The following is a 23,067-nucleotide window of genomic DNA, read 5'->3' on the forward strand; positions in this document are numbered from 1 at the left end:
GGTGCGACGGGGTCGGGACGTACCGCTGCTGGTCGACCGGGCCCGCGACGGTGACGCCCGCGCGGTGGCCCGGCTGATCACCCTGGTCGAGTCCGGGGACGAACTGCTGCCGCAGGTGGCCGCTGCGCTCGCGCCGTACACCGGTCGGGCGCAGGTGATCGGGCTGACCGGCGCTCCCGGGGTGGGGAAGTCGACCACGACCAACGAGCTGGTCCGGGCCCTGCGGGCCGGTGGCCACCGGGTCGGGGTGCTCGCCGTGGACCCGTCGAGCCCGTTCACCGGCGGGGCGATCCTGGGCGACCGGGTCCGGATGCAGGAGCACGCCACCGACCCGGGCGTCTACATCCGGTCCATGTCCAGCCGGGGTCACCTCGGCGGGCTGGCCGCGGCGACACCGCAGGCGGTCCGGGTGCTGGAGGGCGCCGGCTGCGACGTGGTGCTGGTCGAGACGGTGGGGGTCGGCCAGGCCGAGGTGGAGGTGGCCTCGCTGGCCGACACCACGCTGGTCCTGCTCGCACCGGGCATGGGTGACGCGATCCAGGCGGTGAAGGCCGGCATCCTGGAGATCGCCGACATCTTCGTGGTCAACAAGGCGGACCGGGACGGGGCCGACGCCACCGTCCGCGACATCCAGGGCATGATCGCCCTGGGTGAGCGGGGGCCGGGCCAGTGGCGCCCGCAGGTGCTGCGGGCGATCGCCTCGCGGGCCGAGGGGATCGACGAGATCGTCGCCGGGATCGAGCGGCACCGGGCCTGGCTGGTCGAGCACGACGAGCTGCGGCGGCGCCGGGAGGCGCGGGCCGCCGCCGAGGTCGAGGCGATCGCGTTGGGCGCGCTGCGGGCCCGGCTGGGCTCACTGCGCGACGGTACGGGGTTGGCGACGCTCGCAGCCAAGGTCGCCGCCGGTTCGCTGGATCCGTACGCCGCCGCCGGTGACCTGCTCGCGGAGCTGGACGACCGGTCCGCCGGCTAGGTCGACGGCAACCGTCGGGGGTCACGGCGCGACCGCTTCGCCGGTAACCTTCGCGGCGTGGGTACGACGGTTCGGGTCGACGGGATCACGGTCGGGTACGGCCGGGGTGAGCCGGTGCTGCGCGAGGTGTCGGTCACCGTGCGGCCGGGTGAGGTGCTGGCGGTGACCGGGCCCTCCGGCGCTGGCAAGACCACCCTGCTCTGGGCCATGGCGGGCCTGGTCCGTCCGGTCGTCGGTCGGGTCGAGGTGGACGGTGCGGCGCTGCGGGACCGGGACGACGCGGTCGCCCGCCGGGTGGTGCTGGTGCCGCAGGACAACGGCCTGGCCGAGATCCTCACCGCGGGCGAGAACCTCCAGGTGGCGTTGATCGCCGGGGGGAACTCACCGGCCGAGGCCCGCCGGTTGACCGCGGAGTCGCTGGGCCGGCTCGGGCTGTCCGGGCAGACCGACCAGCTCGTCGAGGAGCTTTCCGGCGGGCAGCAGCAGCGCACCGCGATCGCCCGCGGGCTGGCGCTCGGCGGTGAGGTCCTGCTCGCCGACGAGGTCACCAGCGAGTTGGACGCGGGCAACCGGCAGCGGGTCATCGAACTGCTCCGGGCGGAGGCCGACCGGGGTGTGGCGGTGGTCTTCGCGACGCACGACCCGGAGGCGGCGGCTGCCTGCGACGCCGAACTGCACCTGTTGGACGGTCGCGCGGAACTCGTCCGCCCGGCTCCACCGGTGCCGACCTCCCCGGTGTCCGGCTGAGCCGTTCCGGTGCGCCGAGGTTCGCCGGTCGACGACGGTTCGCCCCGCCCGTCCTGGGTGGACACTATCCGTCAGGCCATCCCGCGAACGGGTCGCGCCGAGTAGGCTCCCTCATCGCGCAGGGCGCCGGGGTCGGCGCCGAGACCAGGGGAGAAGTCAGCATGAGCGAGGTTGTGCAGAACACCGAGGGCGACGCCGCGGGCAGCGCCGTACCCGAGGCGGCAGCGGCCCCCGCGCCGGCCGCCGCACCGCGCGGAACCACTGCGGTGTCCGAGGAGGTCGTGGAGAAGATCGCCGGTACGGCGGCGCGTGAGGTGCCGGGTGTCGCCGAGCTCGGCGGCGACGTGGCGCGTTTCTTCAACAGCGTCCTGGACCGGATCGGGCTGGACGAGGTGGGTGACGCCGGCCGTGGTGTCTCGGTGGACGTGAAGGGTACGGCCGCGACCATCAACATCGTCATCGTGCTCGAGGCCGGTCACGTGGTGGGCGAGGTGACCGAGGCGGTACGGGCCAAGGTCATCGAGGCGGTCGAGAAGTACGGCCTCCAGGTGACCCAGGTGAACGTCAAGGTCGACGACATCGAGCTGCCCGCCGCGCCGGCCGCCGGAGCCTGAGTCACCGGTCTACCGCCGTGCCCGGTCGGCCGTGGCAGGTCGCCGGTCATCAAGCACAATTGCCGCGATTTTAGGACCTTTCGCTCCGGATCACCCTCCGATCCGGTGGCGGGAGGTCCTTGATCGTAGGCTGGCTTAGCGATCGTTCAGGAATGCCCTCTATGCTCGACGGGCAGTCGAGGACTCGAGGAGGAGCTCTCCGGATGAACGCCGACGAGATCGATGCCGGCCGGGCCCGTTGGCAGGCCCGGTATGACGCGGCCCGCAAACGGGACGCCGACTTCACCACCCTGTCGGGCGCGCCCGTCGAACCGGTCTACGGCCCGCCACCCGGCACCGACCACCCCGGCTTCGAGCGGATCGGCTGGCCGGGGGAGTACCCGTACACCCGGGGTCTCTATCCGACCGGATACCGGGGACGGACCTGGACCATCCGGCAGTTCGCCGGCTTCGGCAACGCCCAGCAGACCAACGAGCGCTACAAGATGATCCTCGGCGCCGGTGGCGGCGGGCTCTCGGTCGCCTTCGACATGCCGACCCTGATGGGGCGCGACTCCGACGACCCGCAGTCGCTCGGCGAGGTCGGGCACTGCGGGGTGGCCATCGACTCGGCCGCCGACATGGAGACCCTCTTCGACGGGATCGGCCTGGCCGGGACCACCACCTCGATGACCATCTCCGGTCCGGCCGTACCGGTCTTCTGCATGTACCTCGTCGCCGCCGAACGCCAGGGTGCCGATCTGTCCAAACTGGACGGCACTTTGCAGACCGACATCTTCAAGGAGTACATCGCGCAGAAGGAGTGGCTCTTCGAACCCGAGCCGCACCTGCGCCTGATCGGCGACCTGATGGAGTACTGCGCCCGGGAGATCCCGCGCTACAAGCCGCTGTCGGTCTCCGGCTACCACATCCGGGAGGCCGGTTCGACCGCCGCACAGGAGCTGGCGTACACGCTCGCGGACGGGTTCGGCTACGTCGAACTCGGCCTGTCGCGGGGACTGGACGTCAACGTCTTCGCCCCCGGACTCAGCTTCTTCTTCGACGCCCACCTCGACTTCTTCGAGGAGATCGCCAAGTTCCGGGCCGCCCGCCGGATCTGGGCCCGGTGGCTGCGCGAGGTCTACGGCGCCACCGACGAGCGGGCGCTCTGGCTGCGCTTCCACACCCAGACCGCCGGCGTCTCGCTGACCGCGCAACAGCCGGTCAACAACGTCGTACGGACCGCGGTCGAGGCGCTCGCGGCGGTCCTCGGCGGGACCAACTCGCTGCACACCAACGCCCTGGACGAGACCCTCGCCCTGCCCACCGACGAGTCGGCCGAGATCGCGCTGCGGACCCAGCAGGTGCTGATGGAGGAGATCGGGGTCACCAACGTCGCCGACCCGCTCGGCGGCTCCTGGTACGTCGAGGCCCTCACCGACCGAATCGAGGCCGAGGCGGAGGAGATCTTCGCCCGGATCCGCCAGCTCGGTGGCGAGGGACCGCACCAGATCGGCCCGATGACCTCCGGCATCCTGCGCGGGATCGAGGACGGCTGGTTCACCGGCCACATCGCCGAGGCGGCGTTCACGTACCAGCAGGCCCTGGAGAAGGGCGAGAAGAAGATCGTCGGGGTGAACGTACACACCGGGACGACGGCCAAGGAGCTGGAGATCCTGCGCATCTCGCACGAGGTGGAGGTGGAGCAGCGCCGGGTGCTCGCCGAACGCAAGACCGGCCGGGACACCGCCGAGGTCAAGGCCGCCGTGGACCGGATGGTGGCGGTCTCGCGTACCGGGGAGAACATGATCCCGGCGATGCTCGACGCCGTACGCGCCGAAGCCACCCTCGGCGAGATCTGCGACGCCCTGCGCGCCGAATGGGGCGTCTACCGCGAACCCGCCCGCTTCTGACCGCCACGGGGTGGTTTCCCGGGTGAGCTTGTGATAGCTATCAGCGATGACTGGGTTGGCGGTGGCGTGTCGGCGGGTGGTGCACATCTACCGGGCCGAGGCGGGTGACGTGGTCGCTCTCTCCGGGGTGGACATCTCGATCAACCCCGGGGAGATGCTCGCCCTCGTCGGCCCGTCCGGGTCGGGCAAGTCGACCCTGGTCGCCCTGCTCGCCGGGCTGATGCGCCCGTCCGCCGGTCGGGTCAGCGTCGGCACGTACGACCTCGGCAAGCTGAGCGACCGGGAGATCTCCCGGCTGCGCGGCACCGAGATCGGGGTGGTCCTCCAGGGTGCCGCCCGCAACCTGCTCCCGTACGCCTCGCTCCAGCGCAACGTGTGGCTGGCCCAACGCAGGGCGGCGGCCACCTCCGGCATCACCCTGGACGACCCCGAGCGGATCCTCGACCTCGTCGGTTTGCGCGGCCAGGGCGCCGTACGCATCGACACCCTCGCCCCCGGCGCCCGGCAGCGGGCCGCGCTCGCCGTCGGCATCGCCGCCTCGCCCGGGTTGCTCCTGGTCGACGAGCCGACCAGCCAGCTCGACACCCGGGGACGGGACGAGGTCCTCGACGCCCTGGAGACCGTCAACGCCGAACGCGGGACCACCATCGTGGTGGTCACCCACGACACGGTGGTGGGCAACCGGTTCGGTCGGGCGGTGACCATCCGGGACGGTCGGGTCGGCGCCGAGGGGCGCGACGGGCAGGACTTCGCGGTGGTGGCCGGCGACGGCACCGTGCAACTGCCGCCCGAGGTGCTGGGCGAGTTCCCGCCCGGCACGCTGTTCACCGTCGACCGGACCGACGGCGTGGTGACGCTGGTGATCGGCGGCGTCGGAGTGGCGCCACCGGCGCAACGGGAGCCCGCCGGCTGAGTTGCCGGCGACCCGGCCGGTCCGATGCGCCCCGGTCCGGGTCACGGGACAGATTTTCGGTGGTCCGGGGCGATAGGGTCGGCGCTGGTCCGCATCGACGACCGTCGCCCGGAGGTGCCATGCTCGGCCTGGTCCTGAGCGCGATCCGGGTGCGCCGGGCGCAGGCCGCGATCCTCTTCGTGCTGACCGGCCTCGCCGTGGCCGCCGCCACCGCCGCCCCGTGGTACGTCATGGCCACCGCCCGTACCGTGGCGCTCGCCCAGGTCGAGGGGGCCGACCCGAGATTCCTCGCCGCCCGCGCGACCGGGGCCGTGGTCAAACCGCCGGCCGAGAACGTCACCGGTGAGGCGCTGCTGAACACGGCCCGGACCAACGGCGGACGGGCCCTGACCGTGCCGGGTACGAGCCCGACCGTGGCGCTGCGGTACAGCGGCAACGCCGTCGGCCCGACCGGTCGGCTCCGGCTCACCATCGCCTACCGGGACAGGGTCTGCCCCCAACTGGTGGTCGACGGGGCCTGCCCGGACGGGCCGGGGCAGGCGGTGCTGAGCCGGCGTACCGCCGAACTGCTCCAGGTGGGCATCGGGGACGAGGTCGTCTTCGAGGCCGGGCTGTCGGGCGTACTGTCGGTGCGGGTGGTCGGCCTCTACGAACTGCGCGATCCGGTGTCGGCGTACTGGGCGCTGAGCGAGCTGGGCGGCGTGACCGGCAACGAGTCGAGCGCGACCAACTCCGGCGACTCGATGTTCGTCACGGCGGAGACGATGGCCGCCCTCCCGCTGCGCGAGATCAACGCCGACTACCACCTGGAGCTGCCGGCCTCGGCCTTCCTCCGGATCGACGGGTACGACCTGGTCGCCGACATCGCCCGGCAGGGCCAGGGGGCCGCCTCCTGGCGGGTGGAGACGAACGCCCGGCGGCTGGCCGAGCGGGTGTACCGGGAACAGGACCTGCTCAACCTCGGGGTCACCGTCGCCGCCGTCGAGCTGCTGCTGCTCTGCTGGTTCGCCCTCTACTTCGCCGTACGGCACACCGCCGAGCAGCGCCGCGCCGACATCGGCCTGGTCAAGCTGCGCGGCGGTGCCCGGTGGCGGGTCACCGCCCTGGTGATGCTCCAGAGCGCGCTGCCGATGGTCACCGGCGCGCTGGTCGGCGTCGGGCTGGGCGTACTCGCCGCCCGCCTGCTCTCCGGCGCGATCGCCGATCCGGGACGGTCCGCGACCGCCACCGCCCTCTCCCTCGCCGCCGCCGGGACCGCGATGGCCGGGGCGCTGGTCGCCGTCGTGTTCGCCGACTCGCGGGCGATCGGCTCGGGTGTGGTCGAGCTGCTGCGCCACGTACCGCCGCGCCGGCGCGGGTGGCGGGCCGACGTCGTCGACCTGGTACTCGTCGCGGTCGCCGGTGCCGGGATCTACCAGGCGGCGGTGACCGACCGGGAGGCCGGCAGCGCCACCGGGCTGGTCCTCGTCGCCCCGGCCCTGGTCGCCGTGGTGGTGGCCCTGGTGGCGGGGCGGCTGCTCGGCCCGCTCGGGGTCCGCGCCGGCCGCCGGGCGCTGCGGGCCGGTCGGCTGCCGGTCCTGCTGGCCGCCCTACAGGTCGCCCGCCGGCCCGGCACGCACCGGATCTTCGCCCTGATGACGGTCGCGGTCGCGATCTTCACCACCGCGGTCACCGGGTGGTCCGCCAGTGGGCAGGCACGGGACCGCCGGTCGGCACAGGAACTCGGCGCAGACCGGGTGCTCACCGTCCAGGTCCGCAACCGCGCGCACCTGCTCGCCGCGGTCCGGGCCGCCGACCCCGGCGGTACGCAGGCGATGGCGGTCGTACGCAACAGCGTCAGCGGGGGCAACGGGCAGACCATGCTGGCGGTCGACTCACCCCGGTTCGCGCGGATCGCCACCGGCCAACCGGAGTACACCCCGGCCGGCACCTCGGAACTGGTCGGCCTGCTGCGTCCGGCCGTACCCGAATCGGTGCTGGTGCCGGACGGCGCCCTGACCCTCGACCTGACCGCCGAGGCGAGCCAGGTCCCGCCCGAACCGGGTCGGGTGGCCCCGCCGCTGCTGGTGATCGCGCAACTGCTCAACCCCGCCGGTGAGCCGGTGCCGGTGCTGTTCGGCCCGGTCACCACCGGGCGGGCCGAATACACCGCGCCCGCCGCCAACTGCGGCACGGCGGCGTCGGCGGAGCCGTCCACCGCCCCGGCCGGCTGCCGCCTGGTCGGGTTCGACCTGGCCAGCCGCGACTCCTCCGGGCAGTTGATCACGGCGGCCGGGCGGAGCGTCGAACTGCACGGACTGACCGGTCCGGCCGGTCCGTTGCTCACCCCGGCCCTGCTCGCCGATCCGCTGCGCTGGCGGGCCCAGGATTTCCTGGACCTGCCCGCCCCGATCGTGGCCGCCGGACCGGGCGGGCTCACCGTGACCACCCGGCCCGGGATACCGACCGGGGCGCTGCCACTGGCACGGGCGTACGTCATCGACGCACCGGTCCCGCTGCCGGTGCTGGGGACCGGCCGGATACCGGTCGTCGTCCCGGGTGATCCGCAACTGCGGCTGTTCGGCGGAACCGCCATCCCGATCCGGGTCGGTCCCTCGGCCGGGGCGCTGCCACAGGTCCCGGGCACCGGGTTCCTGGTCGACCTGGAGTACGCCGACCGGCTCGCCGCCGGCGGTTTCGGTGACGAGCCACAGGTCTGGCTCGCCCCCGACGCCCCCGACGACCTGCCCGACCGGCTCCGGGCGCAGGGACTGACCATCGTCGACACCCACTCGATGGCGTCGGTGCAGGACCGGCTGGGCCGGCAGGGGCCGCCGTCGACGCTGCGGTTCCAACTCCTCGCGGGGGTGATCGGCCTGCTGCTCGCCGCCGGTGCGTTCACCGTCGCCGCCGCCGTCGAGCGGGGCGACCGCCGGGCCGACCTGGTGGCACTGCGGGTGCAGGGTCTGCCCCCGGGCGCCGTGCGCCGGGTCGCGTACGGCGGTGACCTGCTCCTGGTCGGTTGCGCGGTGCTGCTCGGCGTCGGTGCGGCCGTGCTGGCCGGGGCGGTCCTGCGGTCCACCATGCCGCTGTTCGTGGACGGGTGGCGGCTGCTGCCGACGTCCACCGCCCCCGGTGGCCCCGCCCTGCTGCTCGCCGCGCTCGGCGGCCTGGTCGTGCTCGGCGGGGCGGCGGCGATCGCGTCGACCCAGTTGGTCCGTGCGGTCACCGCCCGACCCGCCGGTGGGGTCCGGGCACCGAGGGAGGCACCGTGATCGGGCTGGTCTGGTCGATGCTGGCGGCCCGGCGCGGGCCGGCGGTGGTGCTGCTCCTGCTGAGCATCTTCGCCACCGGTGCGGCGGTCGCCGGTCCGGTGTACCTGGCCGCCGTCGACCGGGCCAGCAGCGCCGTGGTGGTGGCGGAAGCACCCCGTCGGGAACGTACGGTCAGCCTCACGACCGTGCTCAACGAGCCGGACATCCAGGACACCCGGTTCGACTCGATGACCTCGTCGCTGCTCACCCTGCCCGGCTTCAGCCCGGTGTACTCGGCCCAGTTCGGCATCCTCGGGATCGAGGTCGGGGACGCCGAGCAGTCCTCGGTGGTGTTCCGGGAGGATGTCTGTTCGCACCTGGTCCTGGTCCGGGGCAGGTGCGCGGTGGCCAACAGCGAATTGCTGATCGGTGAGTCGACCGCCACCCGGCGCGGGCTCGTGCCGGGGGCCGAGGTGACCGTCGTGGCCTGCATGTTCGACCCGATCCGGAACAGGTACGTCCCGATCGCCGAACCGGCGACCCTCGTGGTCGTCGGGGTCTACCGGCCGACCGATCCGGAGGAGGTCTACTGGGGACGGTCGGGCTACTTCGTGCCGGGGGCGCCGGACACGGCCCGCGAGCCGGTCTTCGTGACCCGGTCCGGGCTGGACGTGATCCCGCACCCGACCGACCTGCGGCAGGTCGACAGCATTCCGGGACCGGACGCGTTGACGCCCGACCGGCTGCCCGCACTCCGGGCCGAGTACGAGGAACTGAAGGACGACCTGGGCGGCAGCGCCGGTGGGGCCGGGTACGCGACGATGCTGGCCGACCTCCCGGACCTGCTGGACCGGATCGAGGACTCCCGAGGGCTGGCCCGGCAGGTGGTGCCGGTGGCTGCCGTACCGCTGGTGGCGCTCTGCTGGTTCGTCATCTTCCTCGCGGTCGCGTTCGGCACCGCCGCCCGCCGGCACGAGCTGGGGCTGGTGGCGCTGCGCGGCATCCGTACGCCGACCCAGTGGTGGCTCTCCAGCGGCGAGAGTGTGCTGGCGATCCTGCTCGGCGCGCCGATCGGTTTCCTGGTCGGCACGCTCGGGGTGCAGTTGATCGCCCGCTCCCGGATGGACGCCGAGTTCGGTGTCCTGCCGCCGCGATCCGCCCTGACCGCGGCACTGGTCGCGGTCGCCGGTGCCCTGATCGCCGGCCTCCTGGCCCAGCGACGGGTGGTGGCCAGCCCGGTGGTCGACCTGCTGCGCCGGGTACCGGCCCGGTCGGTGAGCTGGCGCTCGGTCGCGGTCGAGGCGATCGCGGTGGTGCTGGCGGTGGTGGCCGCGTTCCAGTTGCGGGGTTTCGACGGTGAGCTGGTCGGGCTCTCCCTGCTGGTGCCCGGCCTGGTGGCGCTCGCGGTGGCACTGGTCGCGGCGCGGCTGCTGATGCCGCTCGCCGGTCGGCTCGGCGCGGTCGCGTTGCGCCGTGGTCGGGTCGGTCCGGCGCTGGGTCTGCTCCAACTCGCCCGCCGGCCGGGCAGTCAACGACTCTTCGTGCTGGTCACGGTCGCGGTCGCGTCGCTCTCCTTCGCCGCCGCGGCGGTCGACGTGGCGGGCCGGGCCCGCGCCGAGCGGGCCAGCGTGCAGACCGGGGCGGACCGGGCGTTGCGCGTGCTGCCGGTGGACGCCGGGGTGCTGCTGGGCGCGGTCCGCGCGGTCGACCCCGCCGGGGGGTACGCGATGGCCGTCGGCGTCCTGCCGGCGCAGGACGACAACGCAACGTCGGTGCTGCTGGTGGATTCGAAGGCACTGCCACGGGTGCCGACCTGGCGGGCCGAGTTCGGGCTGCCGGCCGACCAGGCGGCGGCCCGGTTGGGCGCGCCCGTGTCGGCCCCGTTCACCCTGCGGGCGTCCCGGGCGGCGCTCACCGTGGAGGTTCCCGCGCAGCCCGAAGGGGCCGAACTGGAGGCGACCCTGGTCCTGCGGGCACTGGCCGGTGGCCCGCCGCTGCGCGTACCGCTCGGGGTGCTGGACACGGGCCGGCACGAGTATCCGGTCGACGTGCCGGGATGCGTGTCGGGTTGCCGGGTGGTCGGGGTCCAGGCCACGTACCAGCGCCCCGGTACGGAGCCGGGCGAGTTGCTGCTGGTCGAGCTGCGGAACCTCGACTCCGGCGAGGTGGCGGTCGGTCCGGCGGACTTCGCCGACCCCCGGCGGTGGCGCGGTACGCCCGATTCGGCGCCCGACCCGGCCGGGCGGGGACTGCGGTTGCCGATCACCGGGCTGGCGCAGGAGGAACTGGCCTGGGCGCTGCCGTTGGACGTACCGGTCCGGCTGCCGGCACTGGTCGCCGGGAAGTTGCCCGGCCGGCTGCCGGGACTCGACGCCGACCTGCACGAGGTGGACCCGGTCCTCGACGCCGGGGTGCTGCCGCGGGTGGGTGGTCGCGGCGTCCTGCTCGACCTGGAGTACGCCGAGCGGCAGTCGGTCAGCGGAACCCTGCTGCCGGCGGCCGAGGTGTGGTTGACGGCGGATGCGCCGGCGGACGTGGTCGACCGGTTGGAGGCCCAGGGGCTCCAGGTGATCGGGGAGATGACGGCCGCCGGGGAACGGGACCGGCTGGCCCGGCAGGCGCCCGCGCTCGCGGTCTGGTTCCATCTGCTCGCCGGTGGGTTCGCCATCCTGCTCGCCCTCTCCGGTCTGGTGCTGATGGTCACCGTCGACCGGCGGCGGCGGGTCGAGGACGGTCGGGCGTTGCGCCGTCAGGGTCTGCCGGCCCGGGTGGTCGGCGCCGCCGCCCGGTGGTCGTACCTACCCGTGGTGACCAGCGCATCGCTGGCCGGGTTGCTCGCCGCCGGGGCGGCCTGGTGGCTGGCCGGTGACTATCTGCCGATCTTCGTCGACCGGGATTTCCGGCTGACGCCGCCACGGTGGCCGGATTTATTCCCGGTTTTCGGGCCATGGGCGCTGGCCGGGGTGATGTTCGTGGCCGTGGCGGTGGCTCTGGGTTATGCGTCGCGCGTGCGAGACTAGACAACCATGAGCGACCCACGGATCACCTCGTCGATCTTCACCCGCGGCGCGGTAGACCTCGGCGCGCTGCGCAGCGCCGCCCAGCCGACCGCCCGACCCGCCGGCCAGCCGCCGGCCACCCCGTCCGCACCCGCTGCCGCGCCGGCCGGCGCCGCAGGTGGAGGCGGGGTCACCGTCATCGACGTCAGCGAAGCGACGTTCCAGACGGAGGTGCTGGAGCGGTCCCTCACCACCCCAGTGGTGATCGACTTCTGGGCCGAGTGGTGCGAGCCGTGCAAGCAGCTCTCGCCGGTCCTGGAGCGGCTGGCGGTGGAGGGCGGCGGCGCCTGGGTGCTCGCCAAGATCGATGTCGACGCCAACCCGCGGATCGCCCAGATGTTCCGGGTCCAGGGCATCCCGATGGTCTACGCCGTGATCGGCGGCCAGCCGGTGGACGCCTTCTCCGGCGTGGTGCCCGAGGCGCAGTTGCGACAGTGGCTCGACGCCGTACTCAAGGCCGGCGGGGTGGCGGTCGACACGCCCGAGGATCCCCGGCTGGGCGAGGCCGACGAGGCGCTCATCACCGGCGACCTCGACACGGCCGAACGGGCGTACAAGAAGATCCTGTCGGACGCACCGGCGGACGCCGCGGCCGAAGCCGGCCTGGCGCACGTCGCGCTCGCCCGCCGGGTCACCGGGGTCGACCCGAACGCGGCCATCGCCGCCGCCGAGGGCAACCCCGACGACATCCCGGCCCACCTGCTGGCCGCCGACATCGAGGTGCTCTCCGGCCAGGCGGAGCAGGCGTACGCGCGCCTGGTCAACCTGATCCGGCGCAGCTCGGGCGACGACCGCGAGGGCATCCGTCGCCACCTGCTCTCCCTGTTCACCGTTGCCGGCCCGGACGATCCGGCCGTCGCCGGAGCCCGCCGGGCGCTGGCCAGCGCGCTGTTCTGACCGGTACCCGGTCGGACGGGCGGCCGGGGTGTTCCGGGTAACGGTTGACCATGGAGCGTGAAAAGTCTGACGAGGCAAGTGCGAAATGCCTGACCCTGGGTGCGGGAAAAGTGTGATCACATGGGTTCGGAAGGCCTGACCAGGTGAGTACGAGCTGCGTACCGGTCGGCACCGGGGTCGGGAACGAGGACGGGAGCCCATGATGCGCCGGATCGCCGTCCTCGACGCACCCTCGAACCTGGGCCTGCGTCCGCCCACCGCCACATCAGTCCCGGGGTGCGCGAAGGCCCCGGGGGCGTTGCGCGACCAGGACCTGATCGCCCGCCTCGGGGCCCGGGACGCCGGCTGCCTCACCCCGTCGCGGTACGACCCCGGCGACTGGCGCCCCGGCGACGGGGTCAGCCACGCCGGGGCGATCGGGGCGTACTCGCGATCGCTGGCCGACCGGATCGGCGCGATCATCGACCGGGGTGAGTTCCCGGTGGTCCTCGGCGGCGACTGCTCGATCGTGCTCGGCTCCGCGCTCGCCATGCACCGGCTCGGCGAGGCCGTCGGTGGCCGGATCGGGCTGGTCTACGTCGACGGCCACTCCGACTTCCGGCACCCGGGCAACGCCTCGTACGTCGGCGCCGCCGCCGGTGAGGGACTGGCCCTGGTCACCGGGCGGGGGCAGCCCGACCTCGCCTCGATCGAGGGGCGCCGACCGTACTTCCGGGACGTCGACGTGGTGGTCCTCGGGATCCGGGCCCAGGACGAGTACCGGCTCGACCTCCAGGCTGCCGGCATCGTGACCCGGCCGGTGCCGACGCTGCGCGCCGAGGGGGCGGCCCGTACCGCCCAGTGGGCGCACGACCAGCTCGCCGACTGTGCCGGGTACTGGGTGCACATCGACGTGGACGTACTCGACCCGGCGGTGATGCCGGCGGTCGACGCACCCGACCCGGGCGGGATCGCGTTCCCCGAGCTGGAGCTGCTGCTCGCCGGACTCGTCGACACCCCGCACTGCCTCGGCGTGGAGATCACCGTCTTCGACCCCGACTACGACCAGGACGGCGCGTACGCGGCCGAGATCGTCGCCACCCTCGCCGCCGGTCTGGCACCGGTCGCCGCCCCCGAGACACCTCCCGCCCGGCTGCTGCCGAAACAGTCCTCGGCGACCGGGCGTGGCGGCCTGCGCCCGGTCCGCAAGAACTCCTCCGGTACGTCGTCCGGGGCACGGGCCTCGGCGAGCGCGTTCGGACCGGTCAGCGCCCTCGGTACGGACATGGTGAACGTCGGTACGGAACGCCACCCGTCCCGCCCGGCCAAATCGGCGAACACACTGCGCCGAGGGCTGTCCTCGGTCGCCGGGATGGGCGTCGACGACGCGCCGGGTCCGGTCGACCCACCGGTCCAGGCGGCGCACGTGGCCGACCTGTCCCCGACCACCGACCCGTTCCCGACCACCGACCCGACCGCCAATGACGAGCCGTTCCTGATCAGCGCCCCGACCGCCGATGACGAATGGTCCCCGGTCAGCGACCCGGACGCCGTCGGCGGGCCGTTCTCGGTCGATGACCCGACCGGTGTCGGTGGGCCCTTTCCGGTCGACGATCAACCCGGCGTCAGTGAGCCGTTCCTGGTGAGCGACCCGAACGCCGTCCCGGGGTCGGTCCCGGTCGGCGAGCCGGACCCGGTCACCGACGGCGTGGTCATCTTCGAACCCGTCGCCGCGCCAACCGAGACGATCCCGCCCGCCGATCCTCTCGGGGACCTGCCCGCCGCCCTGCAACAGTGGCGCGATGCCGGCGGCCGGGACCGGTTGGGGGGCGACGGCGACGAGCCCCGGAGCGCCGCCACCGCTGCGGCGCACTCCTGGGCACCGGAGCCGGTCGGCCCCCCACCCTCCGCCGGACCAGGCCGCCTGCGCCGCAACCCGCCCCCCGACCCGCCCTCCACACCCGAACCCCCCGGCCCCGCCTGACCACCCCACCCGCCCCACGCCGCCCGCCCCGCTAGGCCGATACCTCGACTAATACAGAGAATGAGTGGCTATCCGAGCTGGGATAACCACTCATTCTCTGTATTAGCGCCCAGCAGCGGGCGGGGCGGAGCGGAGCGGAGGCGGGTTAGCGGGCGGACAGGTTGCGGAGGAAGCGTTCGGCGATCGGGACGGCGGTGTCGCCGCTGCCGCCGCCCTTCTCCACGAAGACCGCGAACGCGACGTCGCCCTGCCACCCGACGAACCAGGCGTGGGTGTTGGCCGGGTTGTCGTCGTACTCGGCGGTTCCGGTCTTGCCGTGGACGGGCGAGCCAGGGACGTCCTTGAGCGCGGTCGCGCTGCCGACGGTGACCACCTCGCGCATCATGGTCCGCAGCGGCTCGACCGAGGCGGCCTTGAGTTGCGGGCCGGCGGGTGCCGGTGCGCCGGGGGCGGGGTCGAGGACCAGTTTCGGCTGCTGCCACTGACCCTTGGCGACGGCGGCGGTGGCGGCGGCCATCGCGATCGGGCTGACCAGGTTGGTGCCCTGACCGAAGGTGGCGGCGGCCCGTTCGGCGGCGGAGCCACCGGTGGAGATTTTGCCGGAGAACGCCTCCAACCCCAGCTCCCACTTGGCCTCCAGGCCGAGGTTCCGGCCCGCCTCGGCCAGCCCGGTGTCACCGAGCTTCGGCGCCAGGGCCGCGAACGCGGTGTTGCAGGACTTGGCGAAGTCGGTCCGGAACGGCACCTTGCCCAGCTCGAAGTCGTTCGAGTTCTTGAACGACCGCCCGTCCACGGTGAAGTTCTTCGGGCAGTCGACCGGGCCGTCCAGGCTGACCGCGTTCAGGTCGAGCAGGCCCAGCGTGCTGACCATCTTGAAGGTCGACCCCGGCGGGACCTGGGCGGTCAGGGCCAGGTTCTCGGTGCCGCCACCGGGGCCGTTGGCGGCGGCGAGGACCGAGCCGTCGCTGATCCTGATCGCCACCAGGGCGGTACGGTGCGGATCCGGGCCGAGCGCGGCGTCGGCGGCGTTCTGGGTCTTGACGTCGAGCGTGGTCTTCAGCGCCGTACCCGGCTTCGGTTCGATCCGGTACAGCTCCTGGTCGGTCGGGGCGAGTTCACCCGCGGCGTTGCGCTTGCTGATCACCACGGTGCCGCCCGGTGTGCCGCGCAGCGGCTTCTCGTACCGGCCCTGTAGGCCGCCGTGCCCGACCAGGTCGCCTTCGGCGTACACGCCGGGGTTGGCGTCGAGGTCGTCCTTGAGTGCCGGGTCGACCGAGCCGAGCAGGGCGCGGGCGAACTCACGGGTGGGCGCCAACTCGCGCTGCTCCTCCCGGAACTTCGTCCCCGGCAGGTCGTAGATGCGGGGTTTGATCTGCTGGTACGCCTCTTTCCGGAGACTCACCACGTCGACGAAGGCGTCCGGTTTGGCCTCCTTCATCCGGGCCGGCAGGTCCGCGAGGTCGATCGGCGGGCTGATCGCCGGCCGGATCGCCTTGAACGCCGCGTCCAGGTCCTTGACCAGGCCCGGTACGTCGGTCACCTCGCTCGGTTGCACGCCCACCAGCACGACCGACCGGGCCGCCACGATCGGCTGGCCGGCACCGTCCAGGATCTGGCCGCGAGGTGCGGCGACCCGCCGTACAGTCAGCGTGTCGCCAGCGGTCAGCTTCTCCTGCGCCATCCGGGGTTCCCAGATGATCCGCCAGTGGTCCTCGGTGTCACGCTTGAGCCGTACCGTCGAGGGGTAGGCCCAGTGGGTGCCACCGGGCAGGGTCCAGTCGATCGTCAGGTTCGCCGTCGCGGCGTCCTCGCGGACCTGCGCCTCGCCCTCCCGGCGCAGCTTCGCGGTCAGCTCGCCGGAGAGCAGTTTGATCTCCTCGGCGACCTTGGCGCCGGCGACTCCCTGGCCCTGGGTGTCGACGAAGCGGAGCTGGTCGAGTTTTCCGTCCTGCCAGCCGCTCAGGAAGGCGTCCACCGCCTGTTCCGGCGACTCCGATCCCGAGCAGGCGGTCAGTAGCCCGGCCACCAGGCCCAGCCCGACGAGCGCGGCGACGACGGGTCGGCGGCGGCTGATGGACGTTGCGCGGGTTCGCTGTTGGTACGGGCGCATGTGGCGGCAGCCACCTTTCGGTCGTTCGTCCCCGATTCGATCCCTGAAGGTAGTACGCCCGCGCTGCTGGTGGTGGTTGCGTGCCGGGTTCGGAGGCAACCGAGATCCAGGTGTGATGACCTGCTGAGTGGGGGTACTCAGGAACACCTGTGCTCCGTACCCACAAGGGGTGAAAGGGCGAAGTCGCGATCCGGACGTCCGGTGCGTCGGTCCGCCGATCAAGGGGCGAACCGGCAAGGCATAGGCTGGGCGCAGAGTGACCCACAACGCGGTGGGTCGAGGGGAGTGGCACCGATGGACCGGCGTCCGGCGATTAAGTTTCCGGAGTCCGATCTCCGGCAGGTCGATACCGGCCGGAACGACAACTTCGATCCCGCGAGCGACGACGACGGCCACGGCCCTCGGGTCGAGGGCGGGGTTACGGGTGCCAGCGTCGACACCCTTTACGATCTGGGACTGCCACCGGACGCGCTGACCGATGACGTCGAGGACGCGGATCTCGACGAACCGGTCCCGAACGCCGAGCGGCTCGTCGCCCAGGCGGTGGCGCTGGCCGGGAACGATCATGACGTGGCCACCCTGGTCGACCGGTTCTGGCGGTTCGCGCCGGACGAGGAGCTGATCGGGTTCACCGCCGCGGAGATGCTCGCCGCCGCCCAGGCCCACCGCGACCTGGCCCAGCAGCGGGTGCCGGGCGAGCTGAAGCTGCGCATCCACGAGCCTGCACCGGAACAGCAGCACACCGTGATCGAGATCGTCACGGACGACATGCCGTTCCTGGTCGACTCGGTGACGGCCCTGCTCACCGCCCAGCACCTCGACCTGCACATGCTGATCCACCCGCTGGTCGTGGTACGCCGGGAGCCGCTCGGCCGGCTCGCCGAGGTCGCCGCCGACGTGGAGCCGGACGACGCGATCGACGGCGACGTGGTGGAGAGCTGGATGCGGATCGAGATCGATCCGGTCCGGGACGCGGGTGCCCGCGACAAACTCCGCAGCGAGCTGCAGCGGGTGCTCACCGATGTCCGCGAGGCGGTCGAGGACTGGCCGAAGATGCGGCAGCGGGCGCTCGCCCTCGCCGACGAGCTGGCCGCCGCCCGTACGTCGGAGACCCGGCCGCCGGTGCCGGAGAAGGACATCACCGACTCGGTGGAACTGCTCCGCTGGCTGGCCCACGAGCACTTCACCTTCCTCGGTTACCGGGAGTACCGGCTGGTCGACACGGACGGTGCGGAAACCGCCGGTGCCGAGCAGGCGCTGGAGGCGGTGCTCGGGACCGGACTGGGCATCCTCCGGCAGGACTCGACGGCACCCCGGGCGCTCACCTCGATGACGCCGGAGGCGCACGACAAGGTGCTGGAAAAGCGCCTGTTGATCATCACGAAGGCGAACTCCCGCGCCACCGTGCACCGGTCCGCCTACCTCGACTACATCGGGTTCAAGATCTTCAACGACGCGGGTGAGGTGGTCGGCGAGCGCCGGTTCCTCGGCCTCTTCTCCACCTCGGCGTACCGGACCAGCGTCCGGGAGCTGCCGGTGGTCCGTCGTAAGGTCGCCGAGGTGCTGGACCGCTCCGGCCTGAGCCCGCGCAGCCACTCCGGCAAGGACCTGCTCCAGATCCTGGAGACGTACCCGCGCGACGAGCTGTTCCAGATCAAGACCGACGATCTGTACCACGCGGTGATTGGCGTACTGCGGATGGCGGGGCGCCGGCAACTGCGGCTGTTCCTGCGCCGGGACGGCTACGGCCGGTTCATCTCCTGCCTGATCTACCTGCCCCGGGACCGGTTCACCACCCAGAACCGGCTGCGGATGCAGGAGATCCTGCTGCGCGAGCTGAACGGCATCGGGGTCGACTACACCACCCGGGTCACCGAGTCGATGCTCGCCCGGGTGCACTTCATCGTCCGTACCGATCCGTCGAACCCGCCCGGCGGGGTGGACGCGGACCTGCTCGCCGAACGGCTCGCCGACGCCACCCGGCTCTGGGACGACGACTACCGCCTCGTCCTCGAACGCAAGCTCGGCGACGAGCAGGCCAAGCGCCTGTTCAGCCGGTACTCCGACGCCTTCCCCGAGGGCTACAAGGACGACCACACGCCGTACGAGGCGATGAAGGACCTGGCCAAGCTCGAACTGCTGGAGGAGCCTGGCCAGCTGGCCATGCACATGTTCCGCAAGCAGCGCTCGCCCCGGCCGGGCAGCACCGCCGTGCCCTCCGACGAGGAGTTGGAGGTCAGGTTCAAGGTCTACCGGTACGGCGAACCGATGGTTCTCTCCGCCGTCCTGCCCGTCCTGCACTCCCTCGGGGTGAGCGTCGTCGACGAGCACCCGTACGAGGTCGACCGGGTCGACGGCCGGATCTACCTGTACGACTTCGGCCTGCACCTCCAGGACGGCGCACGGGACCTCGCCGAGGTACGCCCGCACGTGGAGAACGCGTTCTCCGCCACCTGGCGCGGCGAGGCCGAGGTGGACGGCTTCAACGAGCTGGTCCTGCGCGGCGGCCTCACCTGGCGGCAGGTGGTGGTCCTGCGGGCGTACGCGAAGTACCTCCGCCAGGCCGGGACGGTCTTCTCCCAGGAGTACATGGAGTCGACGTTCATCGCGTACCCGGAGATCGCCGGGCTGCTGGTCCAGCTCTTCGAGGTCCGGTTCTCGCCGTCGTCGCAGCTCGACGCGAGCCAGCGCGAGGTGCAGAGCAAGCAGTTGGTGGAGAGCATCGGTGACGCGCTGGACGAGGTGACCAGCCTCGACCAGGACCGGATCCTGCGCTCGTACCTGACGCTGATCCAGGCGACCCTGCGGACCAGCTTCTACCAGCGGGCCACCGACGGGCGCCCCAAGGCGTACGTGGCCTTCAAGCTCGACCCGCAGGCGATTCCGGAGTTGCCGGCACCCCGCCCGAAGTACGAGATCTTCGTCTACTCACCCCGGTTCGAGGGAGTGCACCTGCGGTTCGGGCCGGTCGCCCGGGGCGGGTTGCGCTGGTCCGACCGGCGCGAGGACTTCCGTACCGAGGTGCTGGGCCTGGTCAAGGCGCAGATGGTGAAGAACGCGGTGATCGTGCCGGTCGGCGCCAAGGGCGGCTTCGTGCTGAAGCAGAAGCCGGGCGACCGGGACGAGGCGGTCATCTGCTACAAGGAGTTCATCTCCGCCCTGCTCGACGTCACCGACAACCTGGTCGGTGGGCAGATCGTGCCGCCGCGCGAGGTGGTTCGGCACGACGGCGACGATCCGTACCTGGTGGTCGCGGCGGACAAGGGCACCGCCACCTTCTCCGACATCGCCAATGAGATCTCGGTGTCGCACGGCTTCTGGCTGGCCGACGCGTTCGCCTCCGGCGGTTCCGCCGGTTACGACCACAAGAAGATGGGCATCACCGCGCGTGGTGCCTGGGAGTCGGTCAAGCGGCACTTCCGCGATATGGGGATCGACACCCAGACCCAGGACTTCACCGTCGTCGGTGTCGGTGACATGTCCGGTGACGTGTTCGGTAACGGGATGCTGCTCTCCGAGCACATCAGGCTGGTGGCCGCGTTCGACCACCGGCACATCATCCTCGACCCCGATCCCGATCCGGCGGCCTCGTTCGCCGAACGGCGGCGGTTGTTCGACCTGCCGCGCTCGTCGTGGGAGGACTACGACACCAGCCTGATCTCCGAAGGCGGCGGCATCTTCCCGCGTACGTCGAAGACCATCCCGGTCACGCCGCAGGTCCGGGCGGTGCTCGCCCTCGACGAGGGGATCGACAGCATCTCGCCGCAGGACCTGATGAAGGCGATCCTGACCGCGCCGGTCGACCTGTTCTGGAACGGCGGCATCGGCACCTACGTCAAGGGTGCCGCGGAGTCGAACAGCCAGGTCGGGGACAAGTCCAACGACGCGATCCGGGTCGACGGCAAGGCGCTGCGGGCCAAGGTCGTCGGTGAGGGCGGCAACCTCGGTTTCACCCAGCTCGGCCGGATCGAGTACGCCCTGGCCGGGGGCCGGATGTACACCGACTTCATCGACAACGCGGCCGGGGTGGACACCTCCGACCACGAGGTCAACATCAAGATCCTGCTCGGTGCCGCGGTCGCGGACGGCGAGCTGACCGTACCCGAGCGCGACGAACTGCTCGCCGAGATGACCGACGAGATCGCCGAGCACGTGCTCCGGGACAACTACGACCAGGCCCGCGCCATCGGTAACGCCCAGGCCCAGGCCGCGTCGCTGCTGCCGGTGCACCGCCGGATGATCAGCGACCTGGAGAAGTCCGGTGCGCTCAACCGGGAGCTGGAGGCGTTGCCGCCGGACGAGGAACTGGCGGTACGGACCGAGTCCGGACTGACCGCGCCCGAGTTCGCGGTGCTGCTCGCGTACGTGAAGATCGTGCTGGAGCGGGAGATCCTGGCCGACGGCCTGCCCGACGAGCCGTGGACGGCCGAGGTGCTGGCCGGCTACTTCCCGAGCCCGCTGCGTGAGCGGTACGCCAGCCGGATGGCCGACCACCGGCTGCACCGGGACATCGTCACCACCGTGCTGGTGAACGAGGCCGTCAACCGGGGCGGCATCTCGTTCATCTACCGGGTGGTCGAGGAGACCGCCGCCTCTGCCGCGGACGTGATCCGGGCGTACGTGGTGGTCCGGGAGGTGTTCAAGCTGCGCGAGATCTGGGCCGCCGTCGAGGACCTGGACAACAAGGTCCCGACCGAGGTGCAGACCGGCGTCTACCTGGACACGCGGCGACTGCTCGACCGGGCGGTGCGCTGGCTGGTCACCAACCGGCGTTCACCGATCGACGTACCCGCCGAGATCGCCCGGCTCCGCGACGGTGTCTCCCGGTTGCTGCCGGAGTTGGACCAGCTCTTCTGCGGGTCGGAGCGGCAGGCCCTGGACGCGCACGTCGACCTGCTGATGTCGCGCGGCATCGAGCGGGAGCTGGCCCAGCAGGTCACCCGGCTGATGTACAGCTTCGGTCTGCTCGACGTGGTGGAGACCGCGGCGACCAACGGGCGGGACGTGGGTGAGGTGGCCTCGGTCTACTTCGTCCTCTCCGACCGGTTCCGGGTCGACGCCCTCCTGTCGAAGATCTCGCTGCTGCCACGGGAGGACCGCTGGCAGACCCTGGCCCGGATGGCGCTCCGCTACGACCTGTACGCGGCGCTCGCCGCACTCACCGCCGAGGTGCTCCACTCGACCGCCGACTCGGTTCCGGCCGACCGACGGGTACGCGAGTGGGAGGAGTCGAACGCGACCTCGATCACCCGTACGCAGAAGGCGATGGGCGAGTTCGACGAGTCCCGTTCGGATCTGGCCGCACTGTCCGTACTGCTCCGCCAGATCCGTACCCTCGTTCGCACCTCCGCCGCCAGCAAGTAAGCCCCACCCGACACAAGCACGGTTTCGGAGAATGAGTGGTTGTCCCGTCGTGGACAGCCACTCATTCTCCGTATCCGCGCGGTGCGTCTGATCGACCGGTCATTGCGGTCCTCGATCCGGCGGCGGGATACGCTGCCTGCGGTGCCTGGAATCGCGTGACCGGAGGAGTCGATGACGGCAGTGCGACCGATGCCCACCCGGGACGACGTGCTCGGGTACTTCGACACGCTGTCGAACTGGGGACGGTGGGGCGACGAGGACGAGCGCGGAACGCTGAACCACATCACCGACGACGTCCGGGTGGCGGCGGCGCGGGCCGTGCGCCACGGCAGGAGCGTGTCGTGCGCGTGGGAGGTTGGCGTACCCGGTGACATGGAGCGGTCGACGATGACGTGCCCGTGCGCCGCCGACATGCCGGGTGGCGAGAACATGCCGGTGCCCGCCTTCCACGCCGACCGGCGCTGGGGCTTCTCGTCCGAGCGGCTCGGCATCACGTTCCACGGCAACACTCTCACCCACGTCGACTCACCGTGCCACCTCTTCTGGGACGGCAAGATGTACAACGGGCGGTCGCACTCGTTGGTCGACACCGAAACGGGATCGGCCTGGGCGGCCGTGACGGCGGCGGCGAACGGGATCATCACGCGTGGTGTCCTGCTCGACGTCGCGAGGGCCCGCGAGGTGCCGTGGTTGGAACCGGGGGAGGGTGTGTTCCCCGACGATCTCGAGGAGGCCGAGCGTCGCCAGGGTGTACGGGTGCGACCCGGCGATGCGGTGCTCCTGCGTACCGGCTATGGCCGTGCCCGGCACGAGGGCGGTGCGGCCAGCGGTTTCACGCAGGCCGGCTGGCACGCGTCCTGCCTGCCATGGCTGCACGAACGCGGCGTCGCGCTGATCGGTGCCGACACCCCCCAGGACGTCCAGCCGTCGGGGTACGACGACGTGTTGATGCCGGTTCACGCCGTGAGTCTCGTCGCGATGGGTCTGTGGCTGCTCGACAACTGCGACCTGGAGGCGTGCGCGACAACCGCCGCCGAACTCGGCCAGTGGGACTTCCACCTCGCAGTCGCACCGGTCCGCTTCGCCGGTACGTCCGGCAGCCCGGTCAACCCGATCGCCACATTCTGACCGCGTTCCCAGGGTCGGGTATCGAGCCGGATGTCGGGTGTGCGAGGTTCTGGGCTTGATCAACTCGCGTCGGGGGGCCGTTCGCGGAATGCCGGCGGGCCCGGGGCGGTTATACATCGCGTACGACCGGAGCAGCGCCGGGGTTGAGTTCTCGCCCCGTGCAGCCTGTGGCCT

At 72.0% G+C, this 23,067-nt stretch carries 11 protein-coding genes and 1 pseudogene; 11 read left to right on the forward strand and 1 reads right to left on the reverse strand.

The window, feature by feature from the left end; translation table 11 throughout:
* The first annotated feature begins 1 nt into the window (after position 1).
* The 9 genes and pseudogenes from meaB to ACWEFB_RS24260 form a co-directional block, all read left to right on the forward strand.
* Positions 2-973, forward strand: coding sequence for a methylmalonyl Co-A mutase-associated GTPase MeaB (meaB, locus tag ACWEFB_RS24220; protein WP_452288883.1), 972 nt, complete (start codon positions 2-4; stop codon positions 971-973).
* Positions 974-1,030: 57 nt separating this feature from the next.
* Positions 1,031-1,720: an ABC transporter ATP-binding protein gene (locus tag ACWEFB_RS24225; RefSeq protein WP_452288885.1), complete on the forward strand. Its 690-nt coding sequence runs from the start codon at positions 1,031-1,033 to the stop codon at positions 1,718-1,720.
* A 161-nt stretch (positions 1,721-1,881) separates the two neighbouring features.
* Positions 1,882-2,334, forward strand: a complete 453-nt coding sequence (locus ACWEFB_RS24230) for an Asp23/Gls24 family envelope stress response protein (RefSeq protein WP_452288887.1) — start codon at positions 1,882-1,884, stop codon at positions 2,332-2,334.
* A gap of 203 nt (positions 2,335-2,537) precedes the next feature.
* Positions 2,538-4,226 (forward strand): acyl-CoA mutase large subunit family protein, encoded by a 1,689-nt coding sequence (locus ACWEFB_RS24235; RefSeq protein WP_326562911.1) that lies wholly within the window; start codon positions 2,538-2,540, stop codon positions 4,224-4,226.
* Between the two features lie 46 nt (positions 4,227-4,272).
* Complete coding sequence (locus ACWEFB_RS24240; protein ID WP_452288889.1) at positions 4,273-5,139, forward strand: ABC transporter ATP-binding protein; 867 nt, start codon at positions 4,273-4,275, stop codon at positions 5,137-5,139.
* Between the two features lie 119 nt (positions 5,140-5,258).
* Positions 5,259-8,393, forward strand: a complete 3,135-nt coding sequence (locus tag ACWEFB_RS24245) for an FtsX-like permease family protein (protein ID WP_452288891.1) — start codon at positions 5,259-5,261, stop codon at positions 8,391-8,393.
* Positions 8,390-11,392 (forward strand): FtsX-like permease family protein, encoded by a 3,003-nt coding sequence (locus ACWEFB_RS24250; RefSeq protein WP_452288893.1) that lies wholly within the window; start codon positions 8,390-8,392, stop codon positions 11,390-11,392. Before ACWEFB_RS24245 ends, ACWEFB_RS24250 begins: the two co-directional genes overlap by 4 nt.
* A gap of 6 nt (positions 11,393-11,398) precedes the next feature.
* Positions 11,399-12,328, forward strand: a complete 930-nt coding sequence (locus ACWEFB_RS24255) for a tetratricopeptide repeat protein (RefSeq protein ID WP_452288895.1) — start codon at positions 11,399-11,401, stop codon at positions 12,326-12,328.
* Positions 12,329-12,527: 199 nt separating this feature from the next.
* Positions 12,528-13,544, forward strand: a pseudogene (locus ACWEFB_RS24260) (arginase family protein); the annotation flags it as partial.
* Between the two features lie 892 nt (positions 13,545-14,436).
* On the opposite strand, the gene ACWEFB_RS24265 reads toward ACWEFB_RS24260, so the two are convergent.
* Positions 14,437-16,401 carry a penicillin-binding transpeptidase domain-containing protein gene (locus tag ACWEFB_RS24265; protein WP_452288897.1) on the reverse strand — a complete coding sequence of 655 codons (1,965 nt, stop codon included), beginning with the start codon at positions 16,399-16,401 and terminating at the stop codon, positions 14,437-14,439.
* Positions 16,402-16,695: 294 nt separating this feature from the next.
* On the opposite strand from ACWEFB_RS24265, the gene ACWEFB_RS24270 reads away from it, so the two are divergent.
* Both ACWEFB_RS24270 and ACWEFB_RS24275 read left to right on the forward strand, forming a co-directional pair.
* A complete protein-coding gene (locus ACWEFB_RS24270) occupies positions 16,696-21,765 on the forward strand; it encodes an NAD-glutamate dehydrogenase (protein ID WP_452288899.1) in 5,070 nt (1,689 codons plus the stop codon).
* Positions 21,766-21,936: 171 nt separating this feature from the next.
* Positions 21,937-22,893 (forward strand): cyclase family protein, encoded by a 957-nt coding sequence (locus tag ACWEFB_RS24275; RefSeq protein ID WP_452288901.1) that lies wholly within the window; start codon positions 21,937-21,939, stop codon positions 22,891-22,893.
* The last annotated feature ends 174 nt before the right edge of the window (positions 22,894-23,067 follow it).

The organism is Micromonospora sp. NPDC004704 (assembly GCF_053601675.1).